At 73.8% G+C, this 21,642-nt stretch carries 20 protein-coding genes and 1 pseudogene; 14 read left to right on the forward strand and 7 right to left on the reverse strand.

Annotated elements, in window-relative coordinates; translation table 11 throughout:
- Nucleotides 1-30 precede the first annotated feature (30 nt).
- Both ACR807_RS03270 and ACR807_RS03275 read left to right on the forward strand, forming a co-directional pair.
- Nucleotides 31-678, forward strand: a complete 648-nt coding sequence (locus ACR807_RS03270) for a hypothetical protein (RefSeq protein ID WP_438919671.1) — start codon at nucleotides 31-33, stop codon at nucleotides 676-678.
- Nucleotides 679-710: 32 nt separating this feature from the next.
- Complete coding sequence (locus tag ACR807_RS03275; protein ID WP_438919672.1) at nucleotides 711-1,880, forward strand: RtcB family protein; 1,170 nt, start codon at nucleotides 711-713, stop codon at nucleotides 1,878-1,880.
- On the opposite strand, the gene ACR807_RS03280 is transcribed toward ACR807_RS03275, so the two are convergent.
- From ACR807_RS03280 to ACR807_RS03295, 4 genes are all read right to left on the reverse strand, one after another.
- Entirely contained in the window at nucleotides 1,867-2,337 is a 471-nt protein-coding gene (locus ACR807_RS03280; protein ID WP_438919673.1) for a MarR family winged helix-turn-helix transcriptional regulator, read from the reverse strand. The genes ACR807_RS03275 and ACR807_RS03280 overlap by 14 nt on opposite strands.
- Nucleotides 2,334-3,227, reverse strand: a complete 894-nt coding sequence (locus ACR807_RS03285; RefSeq protein WP_438919674.1) for a dioxygenase family protein — start codon at nucleotides 3,225-3,227, stop codon at nucleotides 2,334-2,336. Before ACR807_RS03285 ends, ACR807_RS03280 begins: the two co-directional genes overlap by 4 nt.
- Nucleotides 3,224-3,922 (reverse strand): GTP cyclohydrolase II, encoded by a 699-nt coding sequence (locus tag ACR807_RS03290; protein ID WP_438919675.1) that lies wholly within the window; start codon nucleotides 3,920-3,922, stop codon nucleotides 3,224-3,226. Before ACR807_RS03290 ends, ACR807_RS03285 begins: the two co-directional genes overlap by 4 nt.
- A gap of 143 nt (nucleotides 3,923-4,065) precedes the next feature.
- Nucleotides 4,066-4,809 (reverse strand): DUF3800 domain-containing protein, encoded by a 744-nt coding sequence (locus tag ACR807_RS03295; RefSeq protein WP_438919676.1) that lies wholly within the window; start codon nucleotides 4,807-4,809, stop codon nucleotides 4,066-4,068.
- Nucleotides 4,810-4,929: 120 nt separating this feature from the next.
- Here ACR807_RS03295 and ACR807_RS03300 point away from each other — a divergent pair, with 120 nt between their 5' ends.
- The gene (locus ACR807_RS03300) at nucleotides 4,930-5,169 is read left to right on the forward strand and encodes a hypothetical protein (protein ID WP_438919677.1); all 240 of its coding nucleotides are present in this window, start codon (nucleotides 4,930-4,932) and stop codon (nucleotides 5,167-5,169) included.
- A gap of 5 nt (nucleotides 5,170-5,174) precedes the next feature.
- Here the strand turns inward: ACR807_RS03300 and ACR807_RS03305 are convergent, their stop codons facing one another.
- The 3 genes from ACR807_RS03305 to ACR807_RS03315 are packed head-to-tail and all read right to left on the reverse strand — an operon-like array spanning nucleotide 5,175 to nucleotide 7,825.
- Entirely contained in the window at nucleotides 5,175-5,930 is a 756-nt protein-coding gene (locus ACR807_RS03305; protein ID WP_438919678.1) for an inositol monophosphatase family protein, read from the reverse strand.
- 3 nt (nucleotides 5,931-5,933) lie between these two features.
- Nucleotides 5,934-6,587 carry an HAD-IA family hydrolase gene (locus tag ACR807_RS03310; protein ID WP_438919679.1) on the reverse strand — a complete coding sequence of 218 codons (654 nt, stop codon included), beginning with the start codon at nucleotides 6,585-6,587 and terminating at the stop codon, nucleotides 5,934-5,936.
- Between the two features lie 41 nt (nucleotides 6,588-6,628).
- Entirely contained in the window at nucleotides 6,629-7,825 is a 1,197-nt protein-coding gene (locus tag ACR807_RS03315) for an MFS transporter (RefSeq protein WP_438919680.1), read from the reverse strand.
- Nucleotides 7,826-8,146: 321 nt separating this feature from the next.
- Between ACR807_RS03315 and ACR807_RS03320 the strand changes: the two genes are divergently transcribed.
- The 11 genes and pseudogenes from ACR807_RS03320 (at nucleotide 8,147) to ACR807_RS03370 (ending at nucleotide 21,636) form a co-directional block, all read left to right on the forward strand.
- Nucleotides 8,147-10,996 (forward strand): helix-turn-helix transcriptional regulator, encoded by a 2,850-nt coding sequence (locus ACR807_RS03320; protein ID WP_438919681.1) that lies wholly within the window; start codon nucleotides 8,147-8,149, stop codon nucleotides 10,994-10,996.
- A gap of 286 nt (nucleotides 10,997-11,282) precedes the next feature.
- The gene (locus ACR807_RS03325) at nucleotides 11,283-12,545 is read left to right on the forward strand and encodes an aspartate kinase (RefSeq protein ID WP_438919682.1); all 1,263 of its coding nucleotides are present in this window, start codon (nucleotides 11,283-11,285) and stop codon (nucleotides 12,543-12,545) included.
- Nucleotides 12,546-12,571: 26 nt separating this feature from the next.
- Complete coding sequence (locus ACR807_RS03330) at nucleotides 12,572-13,360, forward strand: 2-amino-3,7-dideoxy-D-threo-hept-6-ulosonate synthase (protein WP_438919683.1); 789 nt, start codon at nucleotides 12,572-12,574, stop codon at nucleotides 13,358-13,360.
- Between the two features lie 40 nt (nucleotides 13,361-13,400).
- Nucleotides 13,401-14,306 carry a family 3 encapsulin nanocompartment shell protein gene (locus tag ACR807_RS03335; RefSeq protein WP_438919684.1) on the forward strand — a complete coding sequence of 302 codons (906 nt, stop codon included), beginning with the start codon at nucleotides 13,401-13,403 and terminating at the stop codon, nucleotides 14,304-14,306.
- A complete protein-coding gene (locus tag ACR807_RS03340) occupies nucleotides 14,303-15,223 on the forward strand; it encodes a sulfotransferase (RefSeq protein WP_438919685.1) in 921 nt (306 codons plus the stop codon). Before ACR807_RS03335 ends, ACR807_RS03340 begins: the two co-directional genes overlap by 4 nt.
- The gene (locus tag ACR807_RS03345) at nucleotides 15,223-15,981 is read left to right on the forward strand and encodes an SDR family oxidoreductase (protein WP_438919686.1); all 759 of its coding nucleotides are present in this window, start codon (nucleotides 15,223-15,225) and stop codon (nucleotides 15,979-15,981) included. Before ACR807_RS03340 ends, ACR807_RS03345 begins: the two co-directional genes overlap by 1 nt.
- A gap of 32 nt (nucleotides 15,982-16,013) precedes the next feature.
- The gene (locus tag ACR807_RS03350) at nucleotides 16,014-17,669 is read left to right on the forward strand and encodes an AMP-binding protein (protein ID WP_438919687.1); all 1,656 of its coding nucleotides are present in this window, start codon (nucleotides 16,014-16,016) and stop codon (nucleotides 17,667-17,669) included.
- Between the two features lie 12 nt (nucleotides 17,670-17,681).
- Nucleotides 17,682-18,827, forward strand: a complete 1,146-nt coding sequence (locus ACR807_RS03355; RefSeq protein WP_438919688.1) for an acyl-CoA dehydrogenase family protein — start codon at nucleotides 17,682-17,684, stop codon at nucleotides 18,825-18,827.
- A gap of 42 nt (nucleotides 18,828-18,869) precedes the next feature.
- A pseudogene (cysC, locus tag ACR807_RS03360) lies at nucleotides 18,870-19,436 on the forward strand (adenylyl-sulfate kinase); the annotation flags it as partial.
- Entirely contained in the window at nucleotides 19,433-20,347 is a 915-nt protein-coding gene (gene cysD / locus ACR807_RS03365; RefSeq protein ID WP_438919689.1) for a sulfate adenylyltransferase subunit CysD, read from the forward strand. The pseudogene cysC and the gene cysD, both read left to right, overlap by 4 nt.
- The gene (locus ACR807_RS03370; RefSeq protein WP_438919690.1) at nucleotides 20,347-21,636 is read left to right on the forward strand and encodes a sulfate adenylyltransferase subunit 1; all 1,290 of its coding nucleotides are present in this window, start codon (nucleotides 20,347-20,349) and stop codon (nucleotides 21,634-21,636) included. The genes cysD and ACR807_RS03370 overlap by 1 nt, the downstream gene beginning before the upstream one ends.
- Nucleotides 21,637-21,642 lie beyond the last annotated feature (6 nt).

Here is a 21,642-nt window from a genome sequence, read left to right on the forward strand (position 1 = left end):
GGTGGGTGGCGGGCGTGGTGGGGTGACGGCGTGAGCGGAGGTGGTGGCGCGTGTCGGGGTGACGGGGCGTGGTCGGGCAAGGGCGGCCGGGCGGGTCGTCGTCGTGCCCGTTCGGCGCTCGTGGCGTGGGCGCTGGCGGCACTCGTGCTGCCGGCGGCCGGGTGCGTCAACTCGCGGGTCGAGCGAGTGGTGTGGGGGCCGGGACCGATCGCCGGGCTCTCGGCGGGCGATGCGGTCGTGGCGGCCACCGAGTCCGCACCGCCGGCGGAGCCGGGGGTCGGGCTGCCCGGCCTGCCCGGCCTGCCCGTGCTGGAGGCGAAGCGGGGGCCGCTGCCGGCGCGGGCCGCGCCGATGCCGTGGCGGCGGATGGTCGACGGCACGGACCGCCTCGTCGTCCGCTACCAGGAGCGGTTCGCCTGCTACGCGCCTCTCGGGTTCTTCGTCGAGTACACCGCGACCTCGGTCGTGCTCGCCGCCGTCGCCGAGGACCGCCGGGACTCCGGGACCTGCCCCCTGGACCAGCCGGTGCCGCGGCTGGTCGAGGTCCGGTTGCCCGAAGCGGTCGGTGGTCGGGTGCTCCTGGCCCCGCCGCTGGCGGAGGAGTTCACGGCCGTCCTCGACCAGCCCGTCGTCCTGCCGCGCCACCGGTGGTATTCGGGTCGCGTTCGCGCTCGATGACGCATAACTTCAGCATCGAGCAGAGGAGAACCGTGGAGCAGATCAGCAAGCGCCTCATGAACTGGGCGTCCATCCTGGACCCCGGCACGCGCGAGCAGGCCGAGAAGACGGCGCGGATGCCGTTCATCTTCCCGCACCTGGCGCTCATGCCGGACGCGCACCTCGGCAAGGGCGCCACGGTCGGCAGCGTGATCCCCACCCTGGGCGCGATCATCCCGGCCGCCGTCGGGGTCGACATCGGCTGCGGCATGATCGCGGTGCGCACCCAGTTCACCGGGGACGACTTCCGCTCCCGCCCGCTCACCCCGCTGCGCGAGGCCGTGGAGAAGGCCGTCCCGCTGTCGGCGGGCAAGTACAACACCGCCCTCACCGACACGGCGCGCGAGCGCGTCGAGGTGCTCGGCGCCCGCGCGGAGGAGGCCGGGTTCGACCCCGCCTCGTACGCCGGGAACTGGCGGCTCCAGCTCGGCACCCTGGGCAGCGGCAACCACTTCATCGAGATCACGGTCGACGAGACCGACCGGGTGTGGCTGTTCCTGCACAGCGGCAGCCGGGGCGTCGGCAACAAGATCGCGCAGAAGCACATCCGCATCGCCCAGGAGCAGTGCCGTCGTCGCTGGGTCGACCTGCCCGACCCGGACCTGGCCTACCTGGTGGAGGGCGAGGACGAGTTCTGGCGCTACGTGAAGGAGATGCGCTGGGCGCAGGAGTTCGCGTGGCTCAACCGCGAGGAGATGATGGACCGGCTCGTGCGGTGCGTGGCCGAGTGGACCGGCCGTGACGTGGAGCGGACCGAGACGACGAACTGCCACCACAACTACACCGAGCAGGAGACCCACTTCGGCAAGCGCGTGTGGCTGTCCCGCAAGGGCGCCATCAACGCCGAGGAGGGCCGGCCCGGCCTGATCCCCGGCTCGATGGGCACCGCGTCGTACGTGGTGGTGGGCAAGGGGAACCGCCTCGCGCTGAACTCCTCGCCGCACGGGGCGGGCCGCGAGTACTCGCGCTCGGCCGCGCGGCGGGCCTTCAACCGCGAGGACCTGCGCAAGGCGATGGTCGGCATCGAGTACCGCGACACGGACGCGTTCATCGACGAGATCCCGGCCGCCTACAAGGACATCGACGTCGTGATGCAGGACGCGCGGGACCTGGTGGAGGTGCGCCACACGCTGCGGCAGGTCGTCAACGTCAAGGGTGACTGAGGCCGGCGGCGATCTTGTCGGCGACGGCCTTCAGCCGGGCGACGTCCTGCGCGGTGAGGTGGTCGAAGACGAGCCGGCGGACCTCGGCGACGTGGCCCGGGGCCGCGGCGTCGAGGACCGCCGCACCGGTGTCGGTGAGCCGGGCGACCTGGCCGCGCCGGTCGGTCGGGCACGCCCGGCGTTCGACCCAGCCGCGTTCTTCGAGGCCGGCGACGGCGTGGGACAGCCTGCTCGGCGTGGTCCCGGTGGCCCGGGCCAGGTCGGTCATGCGCACGGACCGGTCGGGCTGGTCGCTCAGCATCGCCAGCACCTGGTAGTAGGCGTGCGGGACGCCCGTGTCCTGGCGCAGCTGGCGGTCGAGGGCGGCGGGCAGCAGGAGCAGCACCCGGGTCAGGCTCATCCAGGTGTCCAGCTCCGGCCCGGTGAGCCACCGGGGAGCCTGGTCGGTGCCGCTCACGACGTCTGGAACGATCGCCGGGCCAGGCCCATCATGTACCCCTCGATCGTGGTGGTGACGGGGGCGGCGGGGTCGGCGGCGGCGCCGAGGGTGACGAACAGCGGCGTGAAGTGCTCGACCGTGGGGTGCGCGTAGGGCATCCCCGGCGCGCGGTCGCGGAAGGCGGCCAGCTCGTCGACGTCACCGCGGGCCAGGGCGTCGGCGGCCCAGGCGTCGAAGTCGGCCGACCAGCCGGGGACGGCGTTGTCGACGACCATGTCGCGGGTGAGGAACGGCAGGCCGTGCGTCATGAACCCGGAGCCGACGACCAGCACGCCGTGGTCGCGCAGGGGGCGCAGCCGCTCGCCGAGGGCCAGCAGCCGGGACGGGTCGTGGGTCGGGATGCTGAGCTGGAGCACCGGGACGTCCGCCTCCGGGTACATGACCTTGAGCGGCACCCAGGCGCCGTGGTCGAGGCCCCGGCCGCGGTGCTCGTGCACCGCGTCGGGCAGGAGCGAGGCGACCTGGCGGGCGAGGTCGCCGGCGTCGGGCGTGTCGTAGCGCATCCGGTGGTAGAGCGGGTCGAAGCCGCCGAAGTCGTACACCAGCCCGGTGCCCGCCTCGGTGCCGCTGATCGCCAGGGGCGCGGACTCCCAGTGCGCGCTGACGATGAGCACGGCGCGGGGCCGGGGCAGGTCCCCGGCCCAGGAGTGCAGCTCGGTCATCCACGGCCCGTCCTCGAACAGCGGCGGCGCGCCGTGGCTGAGGTAGAGGGCGGGCAGCGGCCCGTCGGCGGGCGTCCACGGCCGGTGCGCGTCGGCGGGGGCGAGGGCGACGCGGTCGAGGTGCTGCCGGAACGGGTGCGAGGCGGGCACGAGGGCGTCCGCGCGCGCCGTGGTCGTCGTGGTCATGGGGTGCGCTCCGGGGTCGGTCGGCCCGAGACGGGCAGGTCGAGGGTGTGGTGGGTGTGCGCGACCTTCGCGGCCAGGTAGCGGGCGTTGGTCGGGGAGAGGTGGACGCCGGTCGGGACCCGTTCGGCGACGTGCACGCCGAGCGCGTCGAGCTGGGCCGCCTTGTCGGGGTTGTTGCTCAGCAGCGCGACCCGGTCGACGCCCAGCGCGTGCAGCATCTGGGCGGCCGGGGTGTAGTCCCGCTCGTCCTCGCCGCGGCCGAGGGCGGTGTTGGCCTGGTAGGTGTCCAGGCCGGTGTCCTGGAGCGCGTAGGCGTCGAGCTTGGCGTACAGGCCGATGCCGCGCCCCTCCTGCCGCAGGTACAGCAGGAACCCGCCGGCGTCGGCGATCCGCTCGACCGCCTCGCGCAGCTGGGGGCCGCAGTCGCAGCGCAGGCTGCCGAACACGTCGCCGGTCAGGCACTCGCTGTGCGGCCGGACCAGTGGGGCGTCGAGGGGGCGGTCGACGGCGGCGCGCCAGTCGCCCAGGCCGAGGGCGAGGTGCTCGCGGCCGTCCGCCAGGCCGGTGAAGGTGAACACCTCGGCCGCGGTGCTGTAGCCGTCGGCGAACTCCAGGGGCACGACGACCCTGGTGCGCACGGACGCGGGTGCGGGCCTGCTCGGCCGGGTCGCCGGGTCCACCGCTGTGCTCGTCATCCCGACCTCCGGAGGTGAAGTTCCGAGGACAGCCTGCGCCCAAAAACTTGAAACTTCAACAACCTGGGATGTGGTCTGCGTCATGCCGCCGTTCGTCCCGAAAGGACGGACCAGTGGTCCCGATTTGCGTGGTTACTTCAGTGTTAACTGAAACAAGTCCTCGACGGGCGCACCGGGTCGGATCGGGCGGCGAACGGCGGGTGCTGCTCGGGACGGGGGTGGCGGAGGTCGCCGAAGAGGTAGGGGCGCAGCAGGGCGATGACCTCGTCGTCGCGCCTGCCGTGCAGCTCCTCCTCGGCGGTGCGGCGGGCGATGCCGGCGAGGAAGTCGGCGACCTGGACGCGGGCGTCGGCGCGGGAGTCGACGAGGGTGAGGCGCCGCAGGCCCGGTGCGCTCTGCTGGAGCTTCCTGATCCGGGCGGCGGTGAGGGAGGGGTGGTGGTCGTGCAGCACGTCGACGTCGCCGCCCCAGTGGGCGACGGCGCGCACGATGGCCGGGAACAGCGGGTCGAGGGCTCCCCGGGGGCCGCGGGCGCGCAGGGCGTCGTTGTAGGGGCCGAGTTCGCCGGTGGGTGGGTGGCCGTAGGCGGCGGTGACGCGTTCGGCGAGGAAGAGGCGCTTGTCGACGAGCTGCACGTGGCCGTGGCCGAGGAGGGGGCCGTCGGGGCCGAGCAGCCAGACGAGGGCGGTCCGGTTGCGGGTGCGCAGGACGTGGTTGGCCTTGTACTCCTCGGCGGGGGAGCGGATGCGGTCGCGCAGTTCGCGGACGCAGGCTTCGGCGGTGGCGAGGTCGAGGCGGACGGCGGCGTGGGTGAACACGGCGGTGACCCCGCCGACGAGCTTCTCGCCCTCGGAGCCGGATTCGTCGCACGCGATCTCCACCGTCATCCCGTGGTCAACGTACAAGCGGTGGGGGTGTTCTACCAGCGTTTTCCGGGGTGGTGGTCGGGGGTGGGGTTCGGTCGATCGGCCCAAGCCGAAGCGTGCGGGGGCGGGGATCATGGGGGCATGCTGGAGTTCAACGAGGACAACGGGGCCTACGAGTGGTGGGTCTCGGCGAACCCCGGTCAGTTCGTGATCGACGCGGAGCGGTCGTTGGAGCCGGGGACGATGGTGCTGCACCGGGCCGGCTGCCGCAGTATCGGCGCGGTGACGGGGTTGGGCGAGCACATCAGGATCTGCGGTACGCGGCGTGAGCTGGAGGCCCGGTACACCTCGGTGCGCCCGTGCGGTGACTGCGTGCGCTGACCGCGTCAGGCCGCGGTGCGGTCGCGGGCGGTGGAGAGGGCGGTCAGCAGGGTGGTGGCGAGTTCGGGGCGGCAGACGAGCAGGTCGGGGATGCTCGCGTCGGGGGTGCCGTAGACGAGGGGTGAGCCGTCGATGCGGGAGGTGTGGGCGCCCGCGGCGGCGGCGACGGCGGCGGGTGCGGCGCTGTCCCACTCGTACTGGCCGCCGGCGTGGACGTAGGCGTCGGCGTCGCCGGTGCACACGGCGGCGGTCTTGACGCCGGCGGAGCCGAGGGGGACGAGGTCGACGTCGAGGACGTCGGCGAGCGCGTCGACGAGGGCGGGTCGGTGGCTGCGGCTGACGACGACGCGGGGGCGGGTGCGTCGGGTGGGCGGGGGGAGCGGGGTGGGGGTGTCGGTGGCGTGGGTGCGGCCGGAGGAGAGGGCGACCGCGCCGGCGACGAGGGTGCCGCCGTCGGCGAGGGCGACGTGGACGGCCCAGTCGCCGCGGTCGCGGTCGCAGTACTCGCGGGTGCCGTCGAGGGGGTCGATGATCCACAGCCGGCCGGCGCGGCGGTCCTCGGGGGCGGTGCCGCCCTCTTCGGAGAGGACGGGGTCGCCGGGGCGGTGGCGGGCGAGGGCGGCGACCAGCTGGTCGTGCGCCAGCCGGTCGCCCTCGTCGCCCAGGTCGGTGCCGTGCAGGTCGGTGCGTTCGGCGCGCAGGCGGAGCAGGAGGTCGCGCGCGGAGTCGGCGAGGCTGCGGGCGAGGGTGTGGTCGTCCACGGGTCAGCTCCTGGCCGCTGTGTCGGGCGCCGCTGTGTCGGGCACGGTGACCGCGATGCGGTCGCCGACGACCTCGAAGCGGACGTGGGAGAGGTCGGGGACGACGACGTCGGCGTCGAGGTCGTGGCCGATGCCGAGGGTGGTGCAGCCGGCGGCGCGGCCGGCGGCGAGGCCGGGTTCGGTGTCCTCGACGGCGAGGCAGCGGCGGGGGTCGAGGCCGAGCTTCTCGGCGCCGACGAGGTAGGGCACGGGTTCGGGTTTGCCGCGGTCGACGTCGTCGGCGGTGACGAGGACGTCGGTGACGGGGAGGTCGGCGGCGGCGGTGCGGGCCTCGGTGACGTCGCGGGTGCAGGAGGTGACGATGGCCTTGTGGTCGCCGACGGCGTGGATGGCCTCGACGGCGCCGGGGAGGACGACGACGCCCTCCAGGTCGTGGGTGGCGATGTGGGAGTAGTGGGCGAGGCCCTCCTCGTGCCGCTCGGGCGGCAGGAGGGCGGCGACGATGTCCTTGGCGGGTTTGCCCTTGGTGCCGGCGAGGAGTTCGGGGTCGACGCCCTCCTCCTCGGCCCAGCGCTCCCAGGCTCGGCGGACGGCGGCGGTCGAGTCGATCAGGGTGCCGTCGAGGTCGAAGAGCACCGCGTCGAATTCCAGTCGCATGGTGGTCCTTCCGTTGGCGGGTGTGGGTGTGGGGTCGGTGGTCAGTGGTCGGCGGTGGCGGAGTGGTGCTCGTGCCGCGGCTCGGCGGTGTCGCGGCGGGCGACGTGGCGGGTGAGCAGGAAGACCAGGCCGAGGGCGGCGATGCCGGCGACGGAGCCGAGGACGGCGACGCCGGGCAGCCCGGCCTGGTCGAGGGCGATGCCGCCGAAGCCCGCGCCGGCGACGATGCCGATGTTGAACGCCGAGACGGCGAAGGACACGGCGAGTTCGCCGCCTTCGCCGGCGGCCCGGAACAGCGCGGCCTGCACGGCGGGCACGAAGGACCAGGCGGCGAGCTGCCAGACGGTGACCAGCACGATGGCGGGCACGACGGCGGTGGAGAGGGGGAGGACGGCGAGCAGGGCGGCGGCGGTTACACCGGAGGTGATCAGCAGGGTGAGGCGGGAGTTCCGGTCGGCGCCCTTGCCGCCGATCATGTTGCCGGCGACGGCGCAGAGGCCGGCGATGAACAGCACGATGATGACGAGGGTGCCGTTCATGCCCGCGCGCTGCTCCAGCAGCGGCACGAGGTAGGTGTAGACGGTGAACGAGGCGCCCCAGAACACGGTGATGGCGGCGAGGCCGACGATCACGGGTCGGGTGCGCAGGGCGCGCATGCGGTCGCCGAGGCCGGGACCCTCGTCGTCGGCGCCGACGGGGGGCAGGGCGGTGGCGATGAAGGCCATGGCGAGCAGGGCCATGCCGCCGATGACGAGCATCGGGACGCGCCAGCCCATGTGCTGGCCGAGCAGGGTGCTGAACGGCACGCCGAGGGCGGTGGCGGTGCTGACGCCGGCCTGGATGGTGGCCATGGTGGACGCGCGGCGGTCCTCGTTGGCGAGGCGGGCGGCGGCGCCGAGGGCGGTGCCGAGGTAGAGGCCCATCATGGCGCCGGAGAGGATGCGCGACCCGAGCAGGACGGGGTAGTTGGGCGCGAGCCCGGCGGTGAGGTGCCCGAGCGCGAAGACGGTCAGGCAGCCGAAGAGGACCTTGCGGCGGTCCACGCGGTGGAAGACCGCGGCCAGCACGGGTGCGCTGATGGCGAAGGCCACGGCGTTGAGCGTCACGAGTTGTCCCGCGACGGCTTCGGAAACCCGTAAGTCGCGGGCGATCTGGGGCAGCAGGCCGACTACCGCGAATTCGGTGCACGACACCGCGAACGCCCCGGCGAACAACGCCCAGATCCAGATCTTCTTCACAGCACCCTCCAACGGGGGCGGATGGGGGGAGGAGTCGGTTCGAGGGTTGACGCTCCGGGCGGTGGTTACGCAAAGGGCTCGGCGGGTGGGTGGTGGGTGACTGCCGGGTGAATCCGCGAAATGCCTGTAAACGGGTGTGGGCGGCGCGGTCGCGGGGTGGTGGGCGCGGGTGTGGATTCACCGGATCGGAGCAGTGTCGCGGAGGGTGAAGCAGCCGTTCGGAGGACCGCGGGCGGTGTACCGGCGGGTACCACGGGGGGAGCAATCGGCGAGCCCTGGGGGCCCGTGCACGAGTGTCCGCGACGGCGAGGAGGAATTCGCGTGCTCGAGGAAGGCGTCGAGCCGATCACACCACCACCGACGAGGCGATTAGCGGGGGACGGGGCCGCGGAGGCGGTCGAGGCGGCGCTCGCCGCGCTGGAGAGGGGGGAGGGCGGGGTCCTGGTGGTCGAGCAGTCCGGGCTGCTCGGTCGGCGGACCGTCGTGGAACGGGTGCGCGCGGAGGCGGCGGCGCGGGGCGTGCCGGTCGTGCACGGCCGCGCCACCCGGTTGGACCGGGTGGCGCCGTTGTCGACGCTGGTCGTGGCGCTGGGGGCGCGCCAGGCGGGGTTGGGTGAGCTGGACGGCGACCGGATGGCCGTGTTGGAGCAGTTGCGGGCCCGGTTGGTGCGGTTGTCGGACGGGTGCGGCCTGCTGGTGAGCCTGGACGACTTCCACCACGCGGACGAGTTCACCGCGTTGGCGCTGCGGGTGCTGGTGCCGGCGTTGGCGTCGACGCCGGTGCTGTGGTTGTTGTCTTTGCGCCCGCCGTTGGCGTCGGTACCGGTGTGGGGTGTGGTGGACGCGCTGCTGGAGGGGGGTGGGCGGCGGGTGCCGCCGGAGCGGCTCACCGAGGAGGGTGTGCGGCGGTTGTGCGAGGAGGCGTTGGGCGCGGAGGCCGACGCGGAGGTGCTCGGGCTGGCCGCGGTGGCCGACGGGCACCCGGACCTGGTGCGCCGGGTGGTGCGGGCGTTGCACGCGGCGGGGCACGTGCGGGTGCGCGCGGGTCGTGCGGAGGTGGTCGCGGGGGCGGAGGGGTTGCCGCTGCCGGACTGGTTGGTCGCCGAGGTGCGGTCGTTGCTGGTGGACCTGCCGGAGCCGGTCACCGCGCTGCTGGAGGCGGGTGCGGTGCTGGGGAGGCCGTTCACGGTGCACGAGGTGGCGGGGTTGACCCGTCGTCCGGTCAGCGAGCTGGTGTCGGCCGCGGGCGAGGCGGTCGAGACGGGTGTGCTGGTGCCGGGTCCGCGGGGGTTGGGTTTCCGCAGCGACCTGGTGCGGGGGGTGGTGTACGCGGGGTTGGCGGAGCCGGTGCGGATGGCGTTGCACCGGGAGGCTGCGGACGTGGTGGCCGAGGAGGGGCACAGCCCCGACGAGGTGGTGCACCACGTGGAGCGCGGTGGGCGGCGTGGGTCGCCCGCGGTGGTGGAGGCGTTGCGGCGGGTGGTGCGGGCGCGTGCGGCGACGGCGCCGGACGCGGCGGCCGACCTGGCGCTGCGGCTGCTGGACCTGCTGGGGGACGGGCACCCGAGCGCGGCGGGGGTGACGGTGGAGGCGGTGCGGCTGCTCGCGGCGGGTGACCGGGGCCGGGAGGCGTGGGACCTCGCGGTGCGGGCGCTGCACCGGGACCTCGACGCCGAGGCGGAGACGCGCCTGGTGTGCGCGTTGGCGGCGTTGACCGACCCGGCGCACGCGCGGGGGGACGAGCACGCGGTGGTCGAGTACGCCCGTCGCGCGCTGGCCAGGCCGGACCTGACCGAGCAGCACCGGGCCGAGCTGGGTGCGGTGCAGGCGTACCGGTTGGCGGCGATCGGGCACACGTCGGCGGCCGAGCGGGCGGCGGAGGAGCACCAGGTCACGGGGTTGGGCCGGGGTGAGGCGTTGATGCTGGGGTCGGCCGCGCAGGGGTTGGTGGCGCTGCACCACGGCGAGTTCACCCGGGCGTTGGAGCTGACGCGGGCGGCGGTGCGCGAGGCGGACCGGATCGGGCCGGTGGGGTGGCGTCGGCACCCGCGGTTGTGGTTGTGCCCGCCGCTGGTGGCGCTGGACCGGTTCGACGAGGTGGATTCGACGTTGGAGGTGGTGGAGCGGGAGTCGCGGCGGTTGGGCACGCCGTGGGTGGAGCCGGAGTGGCGGTACCACCGGGCCCGGGTGCGGGTCGCGCGGGGCGCGCTGCCCGACGCGGAGGTGGACGCGGAGGCGGCGGTGCGGGCGGCGCGGGAGCGTGCGGCGGGTCCGCTGCTGGGCAAGGCGCTGCGGTTGTTGGCGGAGGTGCGCACGGCTCGCGGGGACCTGGCCGCGGCGCAGGCCAACCTGAGCGAGGTGGAGCAGCTGGGCGGTCGTGACGTGGACCCGGCGCAGCTGACGTGGCGGCGCGTGCTGTGGTTGTGCGCGGCGGGTCGGGAGGACGAGGCGGCGGAGGTCGCCGAGGGTGTCCTGGCGGCGGCCGACCTGTTGACGTTCGAGGCGACGTCGACGTCGCCGATCGCGCCGGTGCTGCTGCGGTTGGTGCGGCGCCGGGGTGACCGGCGGCGGGCGGAGCAGGTCGTGCGGGCCGCGCAGGAGTTGAGCGACCACAACCCGGGGGTGCCGTGGGTGGCGGCGACGGCGGCCCACGTGCGGGGCCTGGACAGGGGTGACCTGGCCGAGGTGGTGTCGGCGGCGGAGCTGCACCGGATGACCGAGCGGCGGCCCGCGATGGCGCGGGCGCTGGCGGACGCGGCCGAGCTGGCGCACCGGGCGGGTGACCGGGCGCGGGCGCGGGAGCTGATGGCGGAGGCGGAGCGCACGTGGGTGGCGTGCGACGCGCGGCCGGCGGCCCGGCAGGCGGCGCGGTACCTGGCCCGCTTGGCCGAACGGGGCGGTGGTGGTGAGGTCGCGGTGGAGGACGAGGTGGTGCCGCCGCCGGCGCCGGAGCAGTGGGCCAGCCTCACGGAGACGGAGGTGCGGGTGGCCCGGCTGGTGGCGCGCGGGTTGACGAACAAGGCCATCGCCAGCCGGTTGACGCTGTCGCCGAACACGATCGGCACGCACGTGCGCAACGCGTTCACGAAGTTGCGTGTGACCAATCGCGTCGAATTGGCGTTGCGGGTCATCGCGCAGGGGCGTCAGGGGTCGGGCGCGCACCGCGGATAACGGTGTGACCGTTGTGGCGCCCGTCGGCGGTCCGCCGGCGGGCGCCTTTTCGTGCGGCCATTCGTCCTCACCCATTCACGTGAGGCGGCGGTGACGCGGGCGCGGCCGGTGCGGCGGTAGTTCACGTGTTTGCGCGAGCGTGGGCATCACCCCGGTGTGGGAACTCCTTTTGCGTACGGAATCGAGCCCATGGACGTGTCGGGGCGCTCGAACCGCTCTGGGGATCGCTCGACGGATCGCTCCGCGGGATCGCGCGGCGCGGTCGACTCCACGTGAACGGAGTGGCATGGACATCAGCATCCAGAAGTACGGCGGCAGCTCGTTGGCCGACGACGCCCAGGTCGCCGCCATCGCGCGGCGGGTCCAGCGGGTGCGCGCCGACGGCACCGCCGTGGTGGTCGTGGTGTCCGCCCGCGGTGACACCACCGACCACCTGGTCCGCGCGGCGACGGCGGTGAGCCCGGCGCCGGACCCGAGGGAGACCGACAAGCTGCTCGCGACCGGCGAGCTGGCCTCGGCGGCGTTGCTGGCCATCGCGCTGCGCGAGCTGGGTGTGCCCGCGGTGTCGCTGTCGGGGCCCGACGCGGGGCTGAGGGCCGTGGGCAGGCCGGGTGCGGGCGTCATCGCCTCCATCGAGGTCGAGCACGTCCGCTTCTGGCTCGACCGGGGCCACGTCGTGGTCGTCGCCGGGTTCCAGGCCGTCGACCGCAACGGCGAGCTGGTCACGCTCGGTCGCGGCGGGTCGGACACCTCGGCGGTCGCGCTGGCGGTGGCCCACGGCGCGCCGGTGTGCGAGATCTACACCGACGTCGAGGGCGTGCGGCGGGCCGACCCGCGGGTGGTGCCCGACGCGGGGCTGCTGCACCGGCTGCCCGCCGAGGTGATGGCCGAGATGGCGTTCTCCGGTGCGCGCGTGCTGCACCCGCGGTCGGTCGAGCTGGCCGCCGCGCACGGCGTCGACATCGTGGTCCGCGACGCGTCCGGGCGCGGTGAGGGAAGCACGATAACCGGAAGGGGAGCAGCGATGCTCGACTCGGACGTCCTGGAAGGACGGGCCGGCGTGGTCGCGGTGACGCACGACGAGAAGGTGACGCAGGTCGTGGTCACCGCCGAGTGCGACCTGGTCGGCGGCGGCGCCCGCGTGCTGGAGGCATTGGCGCGGCAGGAGATCACGGTCGACTCGGCGATCTGGTGGTCGCAGCCGGGCACGGCGCTGCACGTGGCGCTGTGCGTGGCGGACGACGCGGTGGAGGCCGCGGTCGTCGCGATCGAGGAGGAGCTGGCCGCGCACGAGTGCGTCGTCACCCTGCGCGAGGAGCTGGGCCGGGTCGCGGTCGTGGGCACCGGTCTGCTGAGCAGGCCCGGTCTGACGGCGCTGGCGCTGTCGTCGCTGGCGACGGAGGGCATCCCGGCCGAGTGCGTGTCGTGCAGCCAGGCCAGGACCACGTTCCTGGTGCCGCGGCACCGCGTCCACGACGCCGTGCGCACGCTCTACCACCGCTTCGGCCTGGAGCACGCGGACGCCGAGGCGCCCGCCGTACCCGCCTGAGACCCACCACCACGAAGGGAGTTCCCGTGAGCCAGCCCCAGTCCTTCGGCGCCCGCCTGCGCCTGGACCGCATCGACCGCAACGGCGACGGGAGGCTGATGATCGTCCCGTTGGACCACTCGGTGGCGGACGGTCCGGTCACCCCGGACGACTCGCTGGACGACCTGGTCGCTGAGCTGGCCGCCGCGCGGGTGGACGCCGTGGTGCTGCACAAGGGCACCGTGCGGCACCTGAACCCGAAGAACTTCGTGAACACCTCGCTGATCGTGCACCTGAGCGCCAGCACGTCGCACGCGCCGGACCCGGACGCCAAGTACCTGGTGACCAGCGTGGAGGCGGCGTTGCGGCTGGGCGCGGACGCGGTGAGCGTGCACGTCAACATGGGGTCGCAGCAGGAGGCGGCGCAGATCGCGGACCTGTCGCGCACCGCGGAGGAGACCGACCGGTGGGGCATCCCGCTGATGGCGATGATGTACGCGCGCGGTCCGGAGATCGAGGATTCGACCGACCCGGAACTGGTCACCCACTCGGCGACGCTCGCCGCGGACCTGGGCGCGGACGTCGTCAAGGTCAGCTACCCGGGGTCGGCGGCCGCGATGGCCGACGTCGTCGCGGCGTGCCCCATCCCGGTCGTGGTGGCCGGCGGTCCGCCGGTGGACGAGAAGCGGGTCCTGCTGGAGCGGGTCGCGTCCACCGTGCGCGCCGGCGCGGCCGGGGTGGCCATGGGCCGCAACATCTTCCGGCACCCCAACCCGGGCCGGTTGGCCCGCGAGATCGGCGACGTCGTGCACGGCCGCATGGCGATCGCCGCGTGAGCGCGGACCACCCGCCGCAGAGCCGACGAGGAAGGCAGTGATGACAGCACAGACCAGCTCCCCCCTCAACCAGACGCGGCAGCTGCTGGCCGATCCGGCGATGACCGAGAGCACACCGGGCTCGGAGTTCGCGCAGGCCGCGGCGCTCGGCAACGGCGACGAGGACGTCACGGTGACGTTCCGGGCGTACCTGCCCACCGCGTTCCCGCTGTTCGCCGAACGCCCCCGCTACACGGTGCGCCAGCTGATGAAGATGGCGACCATCCGCGACGGCGCGGTCAACTTCGTCTACGAGCCGCAGCCCGACGAGCAGCAGGGCAAGGCGTCGGGCACCACGTTCGACACCACCCCCGAGTCGGCGTTCAAGCCCACGCTGGGCCAGGCGCCGCTGACCGACATCGGCGTGACGCTGCCGGTGCCGCCGGGGCTGCTCGACCACCCGCGGCTGCTGGCCTCGTTCATCGACTTCCGGCTGCTGGTGCGGTTCGGCACCACGGAGAACCAGGTGCTGCTGCGCGGCAGCGACGACGGCGCCGTGCCGGGCCTGCTGGAGCTGCCCGACGCGCGCCGCGTGGAGGTCGACCGCAAGCCGGTGGAGGTGCTCACCGAGGCCGCCGCGCTGGTGGAGGAGACCGGTGGCTCGTGCGACGGGATCGTGGCGCACACCGCCGTGTACTGGGAGGCCGTGCAGTCCGGTCTGCTGGGCAGGCTCGCCGAGGCGGGCGTGCGGATCTCGCGGACCCGGATGATCCCGCGCCACCAGGTGCTGCTGGGCGACTTCCGGGCCGCGACGACGTTCCTCGACCCCGGCGTGGCCTACCTCAAGCTGCACCGCGGCGGCGCCCCGGACGGCGGCGACCTGCTGGAGGCCAACAGCCGGATGGGCCTGGCCGTGCACCTGCCGCAGCACTTCGTCCTGCTGGAGCAGAAGGGGGGCGGCTCGTGAAGGTCCTCTACATCACCGGCATGATGCGCTGCGGCAGCACCATGATCGGCAACGTGCTGGGCGAGGTGCCGGGCACCCTGCACGTCGGCGAGCTGCACTACCTGTGGCGCAACGGCGTGCTGCGCAACGGCACGAACTCCGACTGCGGCTGCGGCGAGCCGGTCGCGCTCTGCCCGCTGTGGTCGGGGGTGCTGGGCACCGGCGTCGCCGCCGACCCGCACGCCGCCGCGGCGGTCGAGGCGGTGCAGAGCGCCCGGCTGCGCGCCCGCCACACCCCGGCCCGGCTCGCCGAGTCCCTCGGCCTGCGCCGCACCCCGGCGGACGTCGCGTGGCTGACCGGCGTGACGACCGAGCTGTACCGGGCCGCCGCGTCCGCCTCGGGCTCCGAGGTGCTGGTGGACGGCTCGAAGTACCCGGCCGAGGCCGCCGCGCTGCTGGGGCGCCGGGAGCTGGACGTGCGCGTGCTGCACGTCGTGCGCGACGCTCGCGCCACCGCGTACTCCTACCGCAAGGACAAGAGCTACGTGGAGCGGATGAGCGCGGGCCGCAGCACCGGCATCTGGGCGGGCGTCAACGCCGCCTCGGACCTGCTCGCGCTGGCCGGCCGCGACCGCTACCTGCGGGTGCGGCACGAGGACTTCTCCGCCCGGCCGCGCGAGGTCGTCGAGCGGGTCATGGCGTTCGCGGGCATCACCGGGCCCAACCCGGTCGACGCCGACGGCACGGTCGAGCTGGGCGTCAACCACACCGTCACCGGCAACCCGGACCGCTTCCACCACGGCCGGGTGCCCATCCGGGCCGACCGGCGCTGGCGGACCGAACTGGACTGGAAGCCGAAGGCGCTGGCCACCGCCGCGGCCGGGCCGCAGCTGCTGCGCTACGGCTACCGCGTGCGCGCGGGGGAGGGGAAGGGCTGATGGACCTGGGACTGGACGGCAAGGTCGCGATGGTCGCCTGCGCGAGCAGCGGCCTGGGCCTGGGCGTGGCGACGGCACTGGCCGCCGAGGGCGCCGACGTGTCGATCTGCGCCCGCGACGCCGACCGGCTCGCCGAGGCGCACGGCAAGCTGGAGGCCGCCGGCGGCGGCCGGGTGCGCAGCCAGGTCGTCGACGTCGCCGACACCGCCGCCGTGCGGCGGTGGGTGGACGACACCGCGGCCGAGTTCGGCGGGATCGACATCGCCGTCGGCCACACCGGCGGCGTCGTGCAGGGCCCCGTCGACGACTTCGGCCCCGACGACTACCGCGCGGCGGTCGACACCGCGCTCATCCCGCACGTCGCGCTCGTCACCGCGGCCACGCCGCACCTCAAGCGCGGCGGCTGGGGCCGGGTGCTGCTGATCACCTCCGAGGCGGTGCGCCAGCCCATGCCGCACAACGTGCTCTCCGGCGTCGCCCGCCAGGGCGTGCTGTCCTACGCGCGCAACCTGGTGCACTCCTTCGGCGACAGCGGCGTGACCGTCAACGTCCTCGCGCCCGGCTACCACGACACGCCGGCGCTGCGCGGCCCCACCGGCGAGGACGCCGCCGCCGCGGCCGCCGAGGTGCCGCTGCGCAGGGTCGGCGACCCCGACGACTTCGGCGCGCTCGTCGCGTTCCTCGCCTCGCGCCAGGCCGCCTTCGTCACCGGCGCCCTGCTGCTGGTCGACGGCGGCAACACGCGGGGCGTCGTCTGACCGACCACCACGACACGATCACGGGAGAGCTGATGTCCGCGGAACTCAAGGACAAGTACCTCGCCGAGGGGTGGTGGCGAGCCGAGGAGACGCTGGTCGACGACCTGCGCCGCGCGGCCCGCGAGCACCCGGAGCGGCGTGCGGTCGTGGTGTGGCACACCGACGGCCGCGACAAGGAGACCCTCACCTACGCCGAGCTGGAGGCCCGCGTCGAGCGGATCGCCGCCGGCCTGGCCGGCCTGGGCGTGCGGCACGGCGACGTGGTCACCCTCCAGCTGCCCAACTCCTGGCAGCTGCTCGCCACGACGCTGGCGTGCTCCCGGATCGGCGCGGTCGCCGGCCCCGTGCTGCCGATCATGCGCAAGCGCGAGCTGACGTTCATGACGGGCCTGACCGAGAGCAGCGTCTACATCGGACCGGTCAGCCACCGCGGGTTCTCGCACGCCGAGCTGAGCGAGGAGGTCGCCCGCGAGGTCGGCACCGTCGAGCACCGCGTGCTCGTCGGCGCGGCGGACGAACCCGAGGGCACCCCGGGCCTGGCGGGCGCGCTGGACTTCGACACCGCCCTGCTCGGCGAACCGGGCACCGAGGGCGCCGTCTTCGGCGACACCGAGGGCCGCGAGGCGCGCCCCGACGACACGGCGTACCTGATGTTCACCTCCGGCACCACCGGCGAGCCCAAGGGCGTGGTGCACAGCCACAACACGCTGCACGCCACCAACCGCATGCAGATCGACGCGCTGCACCTGACCGGCGACGAGATCACCGCGATGGGCTCGCCCACCACCCACAACGCCGGCTGGACGTGGAACTTCACCATGCCGCTGCTGCTGGGCGCCACGTGCGTGCACATCGACAACTGGGACGCCGCGCTGATGCTGCGCGTCCTGGAGGAGGAGAAGGTCACCTTCTTCATGGGCGCCCCGCCGTTCCTGGTCGACCTCATCGACCAGCAGCAGGAGCAGCGGCGCGACCTGTCGAACCTCACGACCTTCGCCACGGGCAGCGCGCCCATCCCGCCGGTGCTCGTCGAGCAGGCCCGCGACGTGCTGGGCTGCCGGCTCTACGCCCTGTGGGGCATGACGGAGAACGGCGCGCCCACCATCACCCGCCCCGAGGACCCGGAGATGCGCGCCTCCGAGAGCGACGGCTCGGCCGTGCCCGGCATGGAGGTGCGCATCGTCGACGAGGAAACGGGGAACCCGGTGACCGACGGCGGCACCGGCCGGCTCCAGGTGCGCGGTGCGACGCAGTGCCTGGGCTACTTCCGCCGGCCCGACGTCTACGCCGGGAACGTCACCGACGACGGCTGGTTCGACACCGGCGACCTCGCCCGCGACGACGGCCACGGCGGCATCCGCATCGCCGGCCGCGACAAGGACGTCATCTCCCGCGGCGGCGAGAAGGTCCCCGTCGTGGAGGTCGAGGCGGCGCTGCGCCGCCACCCGGCGATCAAGGACGTCGCGGTCGTCGGCTACCCGGACGACCGGCTCGGCGAGAAGGCGTGCGCGGTGATCGTGGCGCAGGGCGACAAGCCCGAGCTGCCCGACCTGCGCGAGCACCTCGACGGGCTGGGCATGGCCAAGCAGTACTGGCCCGAGCGCGTCGAGTACGCGGGCGAGCTGCCCACGACGCCCAGCGGCAAGGTCCAGAAGTTCAAGCTGCGCGAGCAGCTGGTCGACAGCTGAGGAGGTGGGGACGTGGACTTCGGTTTCACCGACGAGCAGCGCGCGCTGGCCGAGAAGGTGCGGGCGTTCGCCGAGGAGAGGATCGCGCCCGGCGCGGCCCGGCACGACCGCGACGGCACGTTCATGCCCGGCTTCTTCGCCGAGCTGGGACGGGCGGGCCTGACCGGTCTGGGCATCCCGGAGGAGCACGGCGGGCGCGGCCTGGGCGCGGTCGAGGTCGGCATCGCCGTGGAGGAGCTGGCCAGGGCGGAGGTGACCGCCTGCTACCCGGTGCTCAACGCCGCGCTCATCGGCGGCATCATCGCCCGCAGCGGCACCGAGGAGCAGAAGGCGGCCTGGCTGCCGCCCGTGGCCGAGGGCCAGTCGGTGGTCGCGCTGGTGCTCACCGAGCCCGAGCACGGCACCGACGCCGCCGCCATCGAGCTGCGCGCCGACCGCGAGGACGACGGCTGGGTGCTCACCGGCACCAAGACGTCGATCATGCTGGGCGCCCACGCCACCCACGGCCTGGTCTTCGCCCGCACCGGCGAGGACGGCGCGCGCGGCGTCACCGCGTTCTACCTGCCGCTGGACCGCACCGGCGTGACCCGGGAGCGGCTGCACGACCTCGGCGCCCGCGCCGGCGGTCGCGCCACCCTGGAGTTCGACCACGTCGCGGCCGCCGACGACGAGGTCGTCGGCAGCGTGGGGGAGGGCTTCGTCGGCGTCATGCGCGGCTTCGACCACTCCCGCGCCCTCATCGCCGTCATGGCCGCCTCCTCCGCGCAGGCCGCGCTGGACGACGCGATGGCGTTCGCCCGCGAGCGCACCACGTTCGGCAAGCCCATCGGGCAGCACCAGGGCGTGGCGTTCCCGCTCGTCGAGCACGCCACCCGGGTGCACGCCGCGCGCCTGCTGGCCTACGAGGCGCTGTGGCGCAAGGACGCGGGCCTGGACCACCGGGTCGAGGCCAACATGGCCAAGTGGTGGGCGCCGCGCGTCGGCGTCGAGGCCACCCACCAGGCGCTGCTCACCTTCGGCCACCGCGGCTGGAACGACGAGCACCCGATCAGCCGCCGGATGCGCGACGCCATCGGGCCCGAGATCGCCGACGGCACCGAGAACGCCACCAAGCTCGTGGTGGCCCGACAGCTGCTGGGCCGGGAGCACGCGCCCTAGGCACGCCCGGAGAACACGACGACGGAGGAGAAGGAGGAAAGACCTGTGGCCACCACGCTGTGGTTGACCGGGCTGCCCAGTTCCGGCAAGTCCACGCTCGGCCGGGAACTGGTCGCCCGGTTCCGCGACCGGCGGCACGTCCAGCACCTGGACGGCGACGAGATCCGCAAGGAGTTCTTCCCCGAACTGGGGTTCACCAAGGAGGACCGGACCGAGAACGTCCGGCGCATCGGCAAGCTGGCCGCGATGCTCGCCGAGCACGACGTGCTCACCGTCGTGTCCGTCATCGCGCCGTTCCGCTCCGCCCGCGCCGAGGTCCGCGCCGCCCACGAGGACGCCGGCCTCAACTTCGTCGAGGTGCACGTCCACGCCCCGGTCGAGGTGTGCGCGGACCGCGACGTCAAGGGCCTGTACGCCAAGGCCGACCGCGGCGAGGTGGACGGCATGACCGGTGTCAGCGACGTCTACGAGGCACCCGCCTCGCCGGAGGTCCGCGTGGACACCGCCGAGCACGGCATCGAGGAGAGCCTGGACATGATCGAACGCGCCCTGGAGCGCTGCGAGCAGGAAAGCCGGGAACCGGACACGAGGGAGGCGGTGCTGCGATGAGCGCTCCGACGAAGGAGAGGGCGGTCACCGGCGTCGCCACGCTGGAGGCCGAGGCCATCCACATCCTGCGCGAGGTCGCGGGCGAGTTCGACAAGCCCGCGCTGCTGTTCTCCGGCGGCAAGGACTCCACCGCCCTGGTGCACCTGGCGGTGCGGGCCTTCGCGCCGCTGCCGCCACCGTTCACCCTGGTCCACGTCGACACCGGCCACAACTTCCCCGAGGTGCTGAAGTTCCGCGACGACATCGTCGAGCGGTTCGGCCTCTCGCTGCACGTGGCCGAGGTGCAGGACTGGATCGACCGGGGCAAGGTCGAGGAGCGGCCCGACGGCCTGCGCAACCCGCTGCAGACCACGCCGCTGCTGGACACCATCACCGAGCAGGGCTTCGACGCCGTCATCGGCGGCGGTCGCCGCGACGAGGAGCGCTCCCGCGCCAAGGAGCGGATCTTCAGCATCCGCGACAACTTCGGCCGGTGGGACCCGCGCCGCCAGCGCGTCGAGCTGTGGAACCTCTACAACGGCATGCACAAGCCCGGCGAGCACGTCCGCGTCTTCCCGATCTCCAACTGGACCGAGCTGGACGTGTGGCGCTACGTCGACGAGCGCGGCATCGAACTGCCCCCGCTGTACTTCGCGCACGAGCGCGACGTGTACCTGCGGGACGGCATGTGGCTGACCTCCGGCCAGTGGGGCGGCCCGGCCGAGGACGAGGAGGTCGTGCGGAAGGTCGTGCGCTACCGCACGGTCGGCGACGGCTCGTGCACCGGCGCGGTCGAGTCCGACGCGGCCACCGTCGCCGACATCATCGAGGAGATCAAGGCCAGCAGGCTCACCGAGCGCGGCGCGAGCCGGGCCGACGACCGGATCTCCGAGGCAGCCATGGAAGACCGCAAGCGGGAGGGGTACTTCTGATGACGTCCGACCTGTTGCGGCTGGTCACGGCGGGCAGCGTGGACGACGGGAAGTCCACCCTCGTCGGCCGGCTGCTCTACGACACCAAGTCCGTGCTCAGCGACCAGATCGACGCCGTGATCTCCAGCAGCGAGGAGCGCGGCCTGGACAACCCCGACCTGTCGCTGCTCGTGGACGGCCTGCGGGCCGAGCGCGAGCAGGGCATCACCATCGACGTGGCCTACCGCTACTTCGCCACGGCCAGGCGCACGTTCGTGCTGGCCGACACCCCCGGGCACGTCCAGTACCTGCGCAACACCGTCACCGGCGCCTCCACCTCCGACCACGCGGTGCTGCTCACCGACGCCCGCAAGGGCGTGCTGCCGCAGACCCGCAGGCACCTGGCCGTGATGGCGATGCTCGGCGTCCCCGGCATCACGCTCGCGGTCAACAAGCTCGACCTGGTCGACTTCGACCGCGACACCCACGAGAAGATCCGCGAGGAGTTCGTCGCGCACGCCGTCTCGCTGGGCTACCGCGAGGACCAGGTCACCACCATCCCGCTGTCCGCGCTGACCGGCGACAACGTGGTGACCCGCTCGGAGAACACCCCGTGGTACGACGGGCCGACGCTGCTGGAGCACCTGGAGGAGGTCTCACCCGACCGGCGCGGCTGCGACGTCGGGTTCCGGATGCCGGTGCAGTACGTGCTGCGCTCCGACGGCAACGACTACCGCGCCTACGCGGGGCAGGTCGTGGCGGGCCGGGTCGCGCCCGGCGACGAGGTCGTGGTGCTGCCCGCGGGCACCGTCACCACGGTCACCGAGGTCGGCACCCCGGACGGGCCGGTCGACTCCGCCGACGAGGGGCAGCCGGTGACGCTGGTGCTGGCCGACGACCTGGCCGTCACCCGCGGCGACCTCATCGCCTCCGCCGAGCGCAGGCCCAAGGTCGAGGAGGAGTTCGACGCCACGGTGTGCTGGCTGGCCGAGGAACCGCTGCGGCCCGGCGCGAAGGTGCTGCTGCGGCACGGCACGCAGACCACGCAGTGCCGCGTGCCCAGCCTGCCCGCCCGCTTCGACGAGCAGGAGCTGGCCATCGAGCAGGACCCGGAGGAGCTGGCGCTCAACGAGATCGGGCAGGTCCGGCTCCAGGTCGCCGACGCGCTGCCGTTCGACGACTACGCCGAGTGCGTGGCCACCGGCGCGTTCCTGCTGATCGACCCCAACGGCGGCAACACGCTGGCCGCCGGCCTGCTGGGCGACTCGCTGTCGGTGGTCGCCGCCGACCGCCGCGGGCAGGACGGCTGATCGCGG

Origin of the sequence: Saccharothrix sabaoui (assembly GCF_051756985.1) — a bacterium.
Lineage (GTDB): Bacteria > Actinomycetota > Actinomycetes > Mycobacteriales > Pseudonocardiaceae > Actinosynnema.